At 27.1% G+C, this 14,065-nt stretch carries 10 protein-coding genes; all 10 read left to right on the top strand.

Translation table 4 applies throughout. The annotated features are described in order from the left end of the window. Positions 1-7 precede the first annotated feature (7 nt). The 10 genes from metG to BCF59_RS00490 all read left to right on the top strand — a co-directional run bounded on the left by metG (position 8) and on the right by BCF59_RS00490 (position 14,064). Positions 8-1,546, top strand: coding sequence for a methionine--tRNA ligase (gene metG / locus BCF59_RS00540; protein WP_134110158.1), 1,539 nt, complete (start codon positions 8-10; stop codon positions 1,544-1,546). Between the two features lie 8 nt (positions 1,547-1,554). After that, the gene (locus tag BCF59_RS00535; protein ID WP_134110155.1) at positions 1,555-1,839 is read left to right on the top strand and encodes an antibiotic biosynthesis monooxygenase; all 285 of its coding nucleotides are present in this window, start codon (positions 1,555-1,557) and stop codon (positions 1,837-1,839) included. A 219-nt stretch (positions 1,840-2,058) separates the two neighbouring features. Further along, complete coding sequence (locus BCF59_RS00530; RefSeq protein ID WP_134110152.1) at positions 2,059-4,506, top strand: P68 family surface lipoprotein; 2,448 nt, start codon at positions 2,059-2,061, stop codon at positions 4,504-4,506. Positions 4,507-4,567: 61 nt separating this feature from the next. After that, the gene (locus BCF59_RS00525) at positions 4,568-5,977 is read left to right on the top strand and encodes a thermonuclease family protein (RefSeq protein ID WP_134110149.1); all 1,410 of its coding nucleotides are present in this window, start codon (positions 4,568-4,570) and stop codon (positions 5,975-5,977) included. Beyond that, positions 5,977-8,553 carry an ATP-binding cassette domain-containing protein gene (locus BCF59_RS00515; protein ID WP_234851407.1) on the top strand — a complete coding sequence of 859 codons (2,577 nt, stop codon included), beginning with the start codon at positions 5,977-5,979 and terminating at the stop codon, positions 8,551-8,553. The genes BCF59_RS00525 and BCF59_RS00515 overlap by 1 nt, the downstream gene beginning before the upstream one ends. Then, positions 8,534-9,571, top strand: a complete 1,038-nt coding sequence (locus BCF59_RS00510; RefSeq protein WP_134110146.1) for a carbohydrate ABC transporter permease — start codon at positions 8,534-8,536, stop codon at positions 9,569-9,571. Before BCF59_RS00515 ends, BCF59_RS00510 begins: the two co-directional genes overlap by 20 nt. Next, complete coding sequence (locus BCF59_RS00505) at positions 9,528-10,550, top strand: carbohydrate ABC transporter permease (protein WP_134110143.1); 1,023 nt, start codon at positions 9,528-9,530, stop codon at positions 10,548-10,550. Before BCF59_RS00510 ends, BCF59_RS00505 begins: the two co-directional genes overlap by 44 nt. Before the next feature lie 2 nt (positions 10,551-10,552). Then, positions 10,553-10,828 (top strand): hypothetical protein, encoded by a 276-nt coding sequence (locus BCF59_RS00500; RefSeq protein ID WP_134110140.1) that lies wholly within the window; start codon positions 10,553-10,555, stop codon positions 10,826-10,828. A gap of 2 nt (positions 10,829-10,830) precedes the next feature. Next, a complete protein-coding gene (locus BCF59_RS00495) occupies positions 10,831-12,795 on the top strand; it encodes a hypothetical protein (protein ID WP_134110138.1) in 1,965 nt (654 codons plus the stop codon). A 78-nt stretch (positions 12,796-12,873) separates the two neighbouring features. Continuing rightward, a complete protein-coding gene (locus BCF59_RS00490) occupies positions 12,874-14,064 on the top strand; it encodes a hypothetical protein (RefSeq protein ID WP_134110135.1) in 1,191 nt (396 codons plus the stop codon). The last annotated feature ends 1 nt before the right edge of the window (position 14,065 follow it).

Below are 14,065 nucleotides of genomic sequence, written 5' to 3'. Positions count from 1 at the left end.
GAGCATAATGAAAAAATTTTATATTACTACTCCAATTTATTATGCAAGCGGGAATTTACATATTGGGCATTTATTTACTACGACTTTAGCCTGAGCGATTGCAAATTACAAAAAAGCCCGCGGTTACGATGTTAAAATGTTAACTGGAAGCGATGAACACGGACAAAAAATTCAACAAGTTGCTTTACAACATCAAATGCAACCACAACAATTTGTAGATATGGTGGTAGAAAAATTCAAAGCAATGTGAGTTGCCTTTGATATTAATTATGATTTTTTCTCACGAACTACTGCTTTAAAACATCAAAACATTGTTAGAGATATTTTTTCATATTTTTTAAAGCAAGGTTATATCTACAAAGGTAAGTATCAAGGCTGATATTCTGTTTCGGACGAGGAATTTTTAACCGAAGCACAAGCAGTCAAAAAAGCCGGAAAGTTTTATCATCCTACTTCAGGTCATGAATTAATTTTAGTTTCTGAAGAAAGTTATTTCTTTGATATGAAACGCTTTCAAGGATGACTCATTGATTATATTAAAAGCAATCCTGATTTTATTTTTCCTAAAAAAACCGAACAAGAAATGCTTTCAAATTTTTTAAACCAAGGTTTAGATGATTTATCAGTTACTCGCACTAATATAGATTGAGGAATAAAAATTAATGAAGATGCTAAACATACTTTGTATGTGTGATTGGATGCATTATGTAACTATATTACTGCCTTAGGTTTTGATATTAAAAACCCATCGACAAACTTTTTAAAATATTGGGATGATGAAGATACAGAAATTGTTCATATTTTAGGTAAGGAAATTGCAAGATTTCATATGATTTATTGACCAATTTTTTTAAAAGCCTTAAATATCAAACAGCCAACACGGATTCAAACGCACGGTTGAATTCTTACCCCACAAGGTAAAATGTCTAAATCTAAAGGTAATGTTGTAGATCCGTTTGAATTATTAAAAAAATATCATCCTGAAATGATTAAATATTTCTTTGTTTCGCAATTTAGTTTAGGCGATGATTTAATTTTTGATGAAAACAGATTTATTGATGTTATTAACGCGGATTTAGTTAATAATTATGGGAATTTAATCTCGCGAACTTTAAAAATGATACATAATAGTTTTAATCAACCATTAAAATATCAACATACAAATTTAACTGAAGATTTACAACTAGAAACTGCAATTTTAGAATCTAAAAAAACCTTTATAACTGAATTTGATAACTATCAAATTCATAAAGCATATGTTGCTGCAATGAATTTATCAAATCAGTTAAATAAATATATTGATCTAACTAAACCTTGAACACTTAAAGATGATTTTCGACGTTTAGAACAAATTTTAAATAGACTTTTAAATGGAATTTATGCTGTGTCAGTTTATTTAAAAATTTTACTACCAAAAAAAGTTTCTGAAGTTGCACAAGGTTTAAATGTCTCAAATTTTAATTTTGATGTAATTGATGATTTTAATAAATTTGACCGAATTTTTCCGAAACAGTCATTTATTTTGTTTGAAAGAATTAAAAAGTAAAGGAAATTATGATATATACTAAAGCCACACAATATTCAATTAACCCTGAAAAATTAAAAGGTTTTATTGATTATTTATATATTTTTACTCAAAAAGCACGTATGTGTGAAACAAATTTATCTTTTGAATATGGCCTCTTAAGTCATGAAAATATTATAGTTGTCGAAAGATGAACCACTCGTAGTGAGTTTGAAAATTTTATAAAAATTCCAGGATTTGCAAAAGAAATAGAAACAATAGAAAAAATGTCTAAAAATGTGAAAGTTTTATACGAATTAGATTTAAATAGATAGATTTGTTAGTCTATCTATTTTTTTAAATGTGGAAAATATATGGAACAAAAATTTATTTTTTTATTTTTAATTAATTAAATAAAAATAAATTGTTATATTTCATATACAATTGAAGAATAAATTAAAATTTTTTGTTTTCTAAAATAATTTAAATTTCTAAAATTTAAAGTTATTAACAAAATAGTTTATTATTGAATTTTATTAATTTTAAGGAGAGATATGTCTAAGAAAGTTAGAAGATATTTATATTCGATCGGAGGAATTTTAGGTTTATCATCAACAGCTGTGGCTGTTGCTTGCGGTCAAGGCGGAAATAAACAAGCAAAAGTCCAAAGTAACCCGGGAGACGAAAATACACCAGGAAATAATCCAAACAATCCAGGCGGTGGTGAGAAAGGGTTGACACCAGAAGAAAGACAAAAATTTGAAGAAGAGCATACTCAAAGAGTGGCAAACAGTGTAAATCAAAAAACTAATAGATATTTTACACAACCCGTTAGACAAACATTGAAATTAGGTGTTACTTGATCTCAAAACGGAACACAAACAAATGCGCTCAAAGCTATTGTTAAAGTTTATAATGATAAAGTTAAAGAATTGAAAGCAACACCTGAAAATCAAAAAGAAGCAAAATCCCAAGAATTAGGAATTTCAACAGCGGCAAAAGAAATTGAAGTATCAAATTATGGTAATTCATACGGAGATGGCCAACAATCGTTAACTAGAGATTTAACAGCACAAAATACAAAAGGTAAAAATACAGTTTTTGATGCTGGTTATAATCTACTTATAGGATATCCTGTTATTGCATCTACATTAAATAAGGATTATAATTTATTACTTAATTTTAATTCTGAAGACGATTCTTTAGACATCGATATCAAAAGAGACTTTGCAAAAAGTTTTATATCAGCAAACTATAATACAGAAGGAATGAAAGAAGACGGTACTTTTGTATTACCTTTATTCAAAAGTACCAATGTACTCTCAATAAATGCTCCTGTTTTGGGTTATTTTATTGAAACAATGAAAAATAAAGGGGTTAAATTTAATAATGACTTTGATGCAATTATTCAAAAATCAAAAGCAGATCGTTCAGTAGTTCAAAAGAAATGAGGAGAACCTGTATCAACAGCAGAACAAATTTTACGTGATGCTGGTTATATTAGCGAAGGTAAAATTCTTACAAAAGAAGACTTGTTTGGTAGTTATACAAAGATGATTGATTTTTCTAAAACAATGCAATCTTTATTTACCAATTCTTCAAACACTAACAACACAACACTTCATGTTTTTGGTATAGATGATATGGCAGGTGTTTATAATCAAGCTTTATACTCTGCACTTGGAGCTCAAGCTGATCAGATGATTGCAATAGTTGCAACAGTTAACGGTCAAAAAGAAGTTAAATATGATACTTTAAAAAATTCATCAAGTACTGCATATAAATTATCAAAAGATATTTTTGATAAATTTGCAGAAGGATTTTCAAACAAAGGTGTTTATGCATATCCGGGTGGACAATATGCATCAACAGATCAAATAAATCATAAAGTAGCATTTTCAATTGGTTCATCAGCTGGTTTTGAAAAAAACTATAAAGTTATATCGGATGCTGATTATTCAATAGCTGATGCAAATAGTAATTTTTTAATTCCATCAAACGATAAAGGAAAAGTTTTTTGATTTGTTGATAAATCAAAAGATAATGCAACTGATCTCTTAGCTAAAGTTGGAAGTTATAAAAATAACATTTATACACATAATACAACCTCTACATTAAAATCATATGACTTAAAAGTTAAAGATTCCGATAATGAAAATAAATTAAAACAATTAGAAAATGATAAGAAAAATTTAGTTATATCTCTTAGTTTAAAAGATGATGAGAAAAAAAGTACTTTTGTTACTACTTTAAAAGATAAAATTACTAAAAATGAAAATAGTGTTGGAGATAAAGTTCAAATAATAGAATTAGTTAATAAAAATAATGACTCATTCGCCTTTATAGTTTTAAAAGATGTACTCACCAAACCGATTTCAAAAATTGAAGAAATTAATGGCGCTCTTGATCAAGCTAAATTTGAAGCAGCATTAACAGCGGCTAATTTAATAAAAAAACCGGTGGTTGCGGCAGATGTCTTAACCCAAGATGAATTATTTGCTTTTTCTACTCCTTTAAAATGAAAATCAGATGATGTAAATAAAAATGTTTTATACTTACAAGGCCCATCATTGATTGGTCAATTATCTAATGATGAAGACGAAGATGCAACTAGAGCTTTTGTAAAATGATTAATTAGTACTAAAAAAACATATGAATTTCAGTCTGATACCCTTACCTTAACAACCACTCCGTTGAGATTTTTAGAAATTGGATTATCATATATAGCTGGAACTAAAGACTTTTTAAATCTTTCTAATACTGATTTTGGTAAAAACCTTTACTTACAAACATTTTTAACAGATTCAAAAGAAACATTACTAAAACCTAATGAGTTTTTTGCTTTTGAAGAACCAGCCGGTCCAAAAGCAGATACATTTAGAGATAATATTAAGGCAGCATGAAAAGGGAAAGTTGATCAATATACAACTAAAAACAAAACTGACTATGACTTTACAAAATTCATTAATCAAATTACAACATTTACAAAAAATTCAAAGTAACATCCGTAAAATATAATTTGCAAGTAAGCAAATTATATTTTAATGAAAGGATTGATTTAAAATGAGAAAAAAATATAGAAAAATTTTAGGTTTTTATGCTTTCGCTACACTAATTACACCCTTAACTATCGCTACTTCTTGTGGATCCAATATATATAAAGAAACCAACAAAATAAAAGAAACAAAGAAAGAAAATACCGAAGAACCCGCTAAACCTTTAATAAATGCGGAAAGTTTAAATTATAAAGTCGATAATAACTTAATTTCCTTTCCGCTGGTATTTAAATCATTAAATTCTGATTCTTATATATTAACATCAAGTGAAGATTTAAGTAAAAATACTTTTAAAAGGGTTCAATATAACAAAGCAATTAATAAAATGCAAGATGAAATTTCAAGGGAAATTAAATCACAGTTTAAAGATCAAATTCATTTTACATTTAAACAACCCGTGAAGACCTTATCGAAAGTAGATGAACAAAATTCAAAATTTCCCAAAGATATTAATATACAAATTTTCAATGATTATGCAGTTTTAAAGTTTAATAGTGTTAGAACTCAATTGGTTTTGGATGGTATAAATATACAAGATAAAGAGTCACAAGAAAGCAAATGGGATTCTAAGGGTGTAAAAAATAAAATTTTTCTTAACTACTCATTGTATTATAAGGCTAAAAAAGTAAATAATATTATTCCATTTTCTTTAGAATTTGAAAAAAACATTGTTTATCCGACGCCGGTTGATGCTTTAAAGGTTGATATTGATGAAAACAACTTTCAATCACTAAATTTAGATTTTAATAGTAAAAAACTCAAAGATATTTCTTTTAAAGCAAGTTTAGTGAGTGTTTCTGATGGTGATACATTTAGTGTCCTTGCAAAAGAAAATAAAATTATTGGTAATGTAAATGTAGAAAAAGGTCAAACTTATAAATTAAGATTAAGGGGTATTGACACTCCTGAAAAAGGTGTCGGTGCAAAGGATGGTTATAAATATTCTGGTGCTTTTGAATATCATTTTGCTTTAAAATCTACCGAGTTTGCAGAAAAGTTTTTTAACAAATATAAAGATGATGTCTTAATTTCATTTGTTGATGGAAAGGATACATATAATAGAACGGTAGGTGAAATTATTTTTGGTAAAGATGAAACAACCGGAAATTATAAATACAGTTATTCAACCGAAATTGTTAGAGCAGGATTAACATTGCCATTAGAAGACTCTACATGAAGTAATGCATTTATACATAATGAAGAAGATTCATATATTTATATCATGTATCCAAAAATGTCTGAAGCCGCAAATCAAGCATATCAACAACAACTTGGATTTTTTAAATATTTTAATGAACCACTAGAAATTTCTTTATATGTTTATGGATTAAAAAGAAATAGTGGCTATGGTCCGTTTTATGATGATGGTGTTGATGAAATAAAAGTTAAGGATTTTATATCTAAGAAAGGAGACTAATGTTATTTTTTAAAAAAATACTAAATAAATTGAGAGTAAGTGTATCAAAAGTAACGGACGAAGAAATTAATAGCATTCGTGAGTATGCTTGTGAATTTGAAAATAAGAAATTAGATAGTGTCCCCGCTATTGAATTAAAGAATCTTAATATTGATTTTGGTGAAACTTTAGCTGTTGATAATGTTAGTTTTAAAATTCCGGATGGTAAGTTAGTTACTTTGCTTGGACCTTCAGGTTCTGGTAAGACTACCACATTAAATGCAATTGCCGGACTACTAACTGTTACATCTGGAAAGATTTTATTTAAAGGTAAAGATGTTACTGATTTTACACCACAGCGTCGCAAAATAGGGTTTGTTTTTCAAAACTATGCTTTATATCCACATTTAAGCGTTTATGCCAATATTGCTTTTCCACTTAAAAATGACTTTGACTGACAATATAAATTTATGCTTAAAAAACAAGAAGCACAAAATGAAATTCGAATTTTATATTTACAAGCAGTTGGTGCTAGTGAGCAAGAAATTAGTGATTTAAGACAAGCATACAAAGATTGAAAAACCATTTCTTATGATCTACAACAAAAATATAATGAATACTATGCGCAAATGATAGATAAGTTAGAAAAAGCGCACACAAACTATAAATTAGCAAAAGTCCATGAAACATCAGAAAATTCATTATTAACAAAAAATATCTTAAAAGCCAATGCCGAAATTATTAAAAAAACTAAAACTAAATTAAATCAAATTAAAGAAAAGTATAAATTTGACACACTCAATGGTGTTTTGAATCCGGAATTAATGTCCTTAGATATTTTAAATCCTAAAAGAACAGATGATATCAATTTACTCAATGTTAATACTCCTGAATTCCTTAAAAATTTTAAACTTTCAGATTTAAAATTTCAAAAATTATCTGATTTATCGGTTGACGATAAGATTAACCAACTACAGCAACTTTTATCTCAGTTTGAAAACATTCAAACAACTGCTTTTGATGATTTAGTTTTAGGTGATAGATTAAAATTATTAAAAACAATTACAAAAATTAAAATTTTAATCTCAAGGTATCAGTTAAATGCAAAAGAAAACGAACTTAGTGAAAATCAATCTTTAAAAGTTATTAACCCGGAAGAGCATCAGTGATTACAAGAAAGATTTTATAATGAAGAAGTTAATTTTAAAAACTTTAGATTACAACTATTGACCACTTTAAAAGATGACATCCTTGCAACTAATGCATCATATCGCGAGGCATTAGAACAAGGTTTAGATGCTTCAAACTTAAGGGAATGCCAAGAGTTGCATTCTGTAAATAAAAATTTCTTAACATATACAAAAACTACTTTAACAACTATTTTAGAAGAAATACAAAAACTTAAAACCTATAAACAAGGATTTGAAAGTCTGGACTTAGAAAAATTTGTACTAAATGATCGTCTTCAAATAATCAAAGTGATAAAAAAACTTTCGCTTTTAATTAATAGATATGAATATATTCTGAAATCTAAAAGTATTTATCAAAAATATTCATCAGAAATTGCTTCAACTAAAACAATTTATTTAAATGCTAAAAAAGAATGAAAACAAACTCTTGCTCATGATGAAGGGTATAAAAAACTCAAAAAAGATACAACAAAATTAAAATTTGTAGCACAGAAACGATTTTTAGGTCAAATTAAATATTTAACTAAAACCTATGATTTAAAAAGAGTTATTCACAATGATAAAAAACAAATTGCGACAAGTATTCTAACTAATGAAGCAAGACAACAAATTAAAAAGTTAGCTGAAAATAATATTTCTTTAAGAAAAGCAATTCATAATGAAGTTATGGAAGTCGCTAAACGTGTAGAAATTGTTCCAATTTTACAAAAAAAACCAACGCGTTTATCTGGTGGTCAACAACAGCGTGTTTCAATAGCTCGTGCAATAGTTAAAAAACCAGAAATTTTATTAATGGATGAACCACTTTCTAACTTAGATGCAAAATTACGTATTTCAACTCGTCAATGAATTCGCGAAATTCAACAGGCATTAGGAATTACCACAGTATTTGTTACCCACGATCAAGAAGAAGCGATGTCAATTTCTGATATTATAGTATGTATGTCGACTGCAAAGGTGCAACAATTAGGTACACCGATGCAACTTTATAACAAACCTAAAAATCAATTTGTTGCGAGATTTTTAGGAATGCCTGAAATGGGATTGTTTGCATCAGAATATCGAGATGGAAACCTTTATGTGGCTGGTAAATTATTACCAAACATTAAAATTGCTGATGCATCTAATTTAAAACTTAATATTGGTGTTCGTTCTGAAGATTTTAAAATTATAAATAATGCTAGTGAAGCGATGTTTGCTGGAAAGATTGTTATCAAAGAAAACTTTGGTAAAGAAAGTAAGTTAGTTGTAGAAGTTGAAGCAATTGGTCGGATAAATTTCTTGTTAGATAATAATTTCGACTATCAAATTGGTGACGTAATTTACTTTGATTTACCAATTCATAAATTACACATTTTTAATACAGCAACTGAAGAAAGACTTGAATATGAAATCTTGACATCATAAATTTCATTTATTTATTTCAAAAAATTTAGGTTTTTTACTTAATTGATCACTCAAAAAACAAGCCAAACGAAAAGCTGTATTATCACATTCAATTTTAGAAAGACGCACACCACTATATATCCCGATTTTATTATTATTACCAGGATTTGTTTTAATCTTGATGTTTACTTTAGTTCCAATGGGAATTAATATCTACCAATCATTTGTATCTGAATCTGGTAATTTTACTTTTGGAAATTACAGGGCTGTTTTTCAAGATGCAAGATTTGCCGTTGGGGTAAGAAATTCATTTATCTATGGTTTAGTTGTTTTGCCATTTGTAATGTCATTTTCTTTAATTATTTCATCTATCATTGCAAGATTATATCGTAAATATGCTAAAGGGTTTTGACAGACAGTGTTCTTTATGCCATATATAACTAATGCAGTTGCTGTTTCGTTGGTATTTATCCAATTTTTTGATTCTAATGGAATTTTAAATCATATTACTGGATCAAGAACCATTTGGTTAAATAGTTCGGATCCTTATACCTTTAATGCCTTAATTGCAATGTTTGTAAATGGAATTTGAAGTGGTTTAGCATTTAATATTTTGATTTTTACGACTGCAATGTTAGGGGTGGATAAAAATTTATATAAATCTGCATCAATTGATGGATGTAGTAATGTAAAACAATTTTTTAGTATCACTTTACCTTCAATTAAAGGTACAATTAACTTTTTAATAACTCTAGGAATCATTGGGGGACTTAAAGTTTTTCCATTAGCGTTATTTAACAATAATGCAACCGATGCATTTGCAAATGGTGGTGGAACCTTAATGCTTTATGTGTATTTAATAACTAATATGGGTACATTTCATTTAGCAGGAGCAGCGGCGATTTTGTTATTTATTGTCGGAGTTACTTTCTCATCTATTATTAGAGGAGGGTTTTTTATGGTTCAATTAGTACTAAATAATTTAGGAGAAAGAAATGTTTGGGTTAAAGTTAAGAATTCAACAACACCTGATTCGTAGAAAGATTAAAAAGAATCAAGAAGTAGTTTCAACACAAGTAAAAGACTCCAATCCTGTCTCAGTTCTTTTTTCTGGTTTTCTAAAATTATTGGTTTTATGTTTCTTTGGTATTGTTATTTTGTTTCCATTCTTTTTTATGATTTCAATTTCATTGATGACCGACGATGAAGTTCGTAATTTATCAACTAATTTTCGTGTCATTTCAGATTTTCGCGAAGGAAGTACGCACATCGTAGGAAAAGAAGGAAATGGTGAAATTTTAGAATGAAGTGCAGTAGTTGCTAACACATATAAACGTGCGTTCTCTACTGGTTATTGATCTTCATTAGGATATACATCTTTAAATGTTGTTTTGTCAGTTCTTTTGAAAGTATTTATCACCTTTTTAATGGGTTATGCATTCTCTCTTGCAAAATGACGTGGTAAAAATGTTGTATGATTTATCGCTTTAGCGCTTTTAGTTTTACCGGAAGTCGCTTTACTTTCGGGACAATATATTGTTGTGTATAGAACTAATTTAAGAGCTAATTACACTAGCTTGTTATTCGCGATTGTCTTACCATTTGTTTCGAGTATCTTTAATACTGTTATGTATAAAAATGCTTTTGAAGCAATCCCTGGAAGAATTAAGGAAGTTTCTTTAATAGATGGAGCAAATGGGCTTAAATATATGTTTAAAATTGCATTTCCAATGGTAATGCCGACAACTTTAACTATCATAATTTTAACTGCTTTAGCTTCATGAAATGCCTACTTATGACCATCAATTTTAGTGACAGATTCAAATCAATTGAATTTATTATCAGTTTGATTGTTTAAAGCCGGGATTGATAATTCTGATACACAAGCCGAAACATTACAAAACATTAAAATGGCAGCCGCGTTGATTGTAATTCTACCGATGTTTATTATTTATTTACTACTTAGAAAAAGAATTATGGGTGCAATTAGTAGACAAGGTTCGACAATTAAGGGATAATAATGAAAAATTATAAAACAAAAATTATTATATGAGCTATTATTAGCGTTATTGCATTAGTAGGTATTATAGCATTACCGATATTCATAACTAGATTAAACTATGTTTTAGACTTATACGAAAAAGTAGAATTTGATCGTGAAATTTTAGATGCTTATCAATTTGCAAAAGCATATTCAATAGGAGGTTTAGCATTTTTTTGTGTATTATTGATAATTGGTTGCACTATTACTTATGCAGGAATTAAATCATGAAGATACTCAGAAATGTTTAGTTAGCAATGAAATATAAATTAATTAAACGCTTTTTGATCACCTCATTAGTTGCTTCACCACTTCCTTTTACGGCAGTCTCTTGTTTATATCAAAACAATCCTACTATTCGTTATGCTGAAGATTTTGCAAACGAAAACGGATTTATCATCAAAGATCGCGTTGCGGATCAAAAAATTCAACAATTAGTTGAATTTGAAAATAAACTCTATAATTCTAACTTTTTACAATATACATTCGCAAATGTTAGTTTAAGATTAAAACAATCTACATTAACTATTGATAACTCGCATTTACTAAAAAAAATAACTAATTTATTTAAAACTGAAGGTAATGGTGTCGAGTTAAATCAAGAAAAACTTAAACTTATAGAAAATCAAACAAAGAAAATCCAAGAGTTATTAAAAACTTATCAAACAAGAAATAATGCAACAATCCCAGAGGTTGAAGACATCATTGCAAGAAATCAATCTGAAATAGATAACATCAAATCACAAAATGAAAAAATTATAGAGAAGTTAAAAGAATATCAAAATTTACAAGGTTCCAAAAAAACTGTTACTGAAATGTTATATCATAAATATAGTAGCAAAGAAACTACTCCTGCCGATAATCTAGAACAAGAAATTATTAGTATTTTTAATTCATTAAAAGAAGTAGAATTTTATGAAATTACTAATTTATCTTTAGTCATTACTAAGGATAAAGTAATGAAAATTGTAGAAAACTTTATTAAAGACACTCCATTTGCCGCTGGTTTAAATTATGTTGCAAATGCGAGTTCTGCTGATCTAAATAATTTTGAGCCATTTAGTAAGCTTATTAACTACATTAAATCCACAGGAACTTTTGAGGTTAAAATTAATGATAAAATTCCAGGAAATACTATTCTTTCGAGTTTATTATCTAAAATTTTGAATAAAACTAAAATTTTAGATAATAATGTTTCTTATAAGCAAATTGATGCTAATAAAATCTTAACCGATATTTGAACCGAATTTTATAATGCATATCCAACATATCGTTTAGAAAATGATGAAAGCAATAACAAAAATTTAGAAAATGATAAAAAAGGAATTTCATTTGGATTTGGTCCTATTTATTTAATATATGGATTTTCACCAACCGATAGAATTACATCCAATACCCAGGAAAATCAAGACTATAAAGTATTTAATATAAAATTAACTGATGAACAACAAAAGCAATTTTTAGGAAATCCACACTTATATTTACTAAAGCATCCAGATATTTTATTTTATAGAACTATTAATAATGCAAATCAAGAAATAAAAAAAGATAATGAATCAATTACAAAAAATAATGAAACTATCGAACTTAAAATTAAATCTATTAATGAATTAAAAGCACAACTCAATAAAGAACCAAATAATGAAAAAATAAAAAACCAAATTAAAAAAGAAGAAAAAATTGTTAATATTCTAAAGAATAGCATAAGAACTCTTGGTCAAAGAATTAAACAAAATACCCATAGTATTAATTTTTATAACACAATAATACCTAAAGTTAAAGAAGCGCTTTTACAATTAGACAATCCAAATTTAACTGTAGAGCAAAAAAAACAATATCAAGATATTATTGATCAATTTAAAGCTAATTCAATTATTTCCGCTGATACAAAAAGATTAAATGAACTCATTACAGAAAAATTTGATGATGCAAAAACATCACAATATTCTTTAGCTGATTTAATTGCAAAACTACTGTTTTTAAATAAAGTTTATAAAGCACAATCTGTCAGGGGATATCGTTTAAATGGTAATCGAAAACAATTAACTTATTGAGTTGAGTTTTACAATTATAAAGAAGCAAAGTGAAAACTATTTGATGTTTATGATTTATTTAAAACTTTAAAAACAAATAAAAATGCAAACATAAACGATTTTATCTTTGATTCTTTGGGTGATAAATTTGAAAATCTAACAAATAGTAATTCAGAATTAAAAAAATAATTTATCCCAAAATCACTTGTTATGTTTTACGAGTGATTTTTTATAAAATATATGAAAGATGCTAAAATTTATTAATCTATGAAACTAAAAAAAGGGTTAAAACTAGCGTTTATTACATCTACTATAACAATACCACTAATAACAATATCATGCACTACTGGTTATAATCAAGCCGATAATAATCTCAAACAATTATCAAAATTTACAAACGAAATAAATCAATCCACTAATCCAAGATATAAATACATTAGAGCAATTTCAAATTATCTAAATAAATCTTTGAATGAGACTTTTATTGAAATAAATCATCAGGTTGGCGAAGTTTCGAATAATGATTGAATTAATTTTGCAACAACAGTAAGTTTAAAAATAAGATTTTTAAATGAACTCAAACAAAAATTAGATCAAATACCAGATGATAAAATTAATAATAGTACCTTTGGCATTGGTTCATCCAGATTTTTAGAAATGTATAAATTTATTTATGGGCTCAACGCAGAAAATTTTAAACAATGGAAGGAAACTAGCGATGAATTTTTATATATTGTTGATTATAATTTATTGCAAAAAGGATTACAATATAATTATTTTTTAGAGATCAATGATATTAATTTAGAAAATTTAACCAAAGACACACAAAACACATATAAGTTATTAAATGATATTAATTTTAAAGAAACAGAAAAACAAAAAGAGAATTTTAATCAATTAAGTAATAACCCAAATCCTTCCTTACATCTAAATAATTTAATTATAAACTATCAAAAAAATCTAGCCGAATATTTTAAAGGTTCAGAAATAGAAAGTAAATGAACTAAATTTACACAAATTACTCAACAACTTTTTGATTTCTTTGAAAATTTTTTTAAAAACAGTAGAGACATATATGTGAAAATTGATGATTCGTTTCTACAGACATTACAATTTCAACCAATTTTAAGTAATGAACAATTTAATTATTTACGTAATTGTTTTGAATTTTTACAAGTTATTGGGAATGAATATTTTAAAGTAATGATTGATTTAAGAGTGAATAAGAATTTAAATGAAAAAGATCTTAACGAGTTAATAAATGATATGAAATTATATAAAATTTTTGATAAAGCAGAATTAAATGCCTTGCAAAAAAATATTGAAACAGGCGTTAATTCTCGCGATATAATCTATCAAAAGCTTTTAGATATCTTCAATACAGCATATGATATCAAAACATTTGCCAAAAATGCTTCAGATGATATCCAGAGGTATCTACAAATGCATTCTAAATAAA

It is taken from the genome of Mycoplasmopsis mustelae, assembly GCF_004365095.1.
GTDB classification, from domain to species: Bacteria; Bacillota_I; Bacilli_A; order Mycoplasmatales; family Metamycoplasmataceae; genus Mycoplasmopsis; species Mycoplasmopsis mustelae.
The sequence above is the reverse complement of the archived record's forward strand: the minus strand, read 5'-3'. Positions and strand labels throughout refer to the sequence as shown.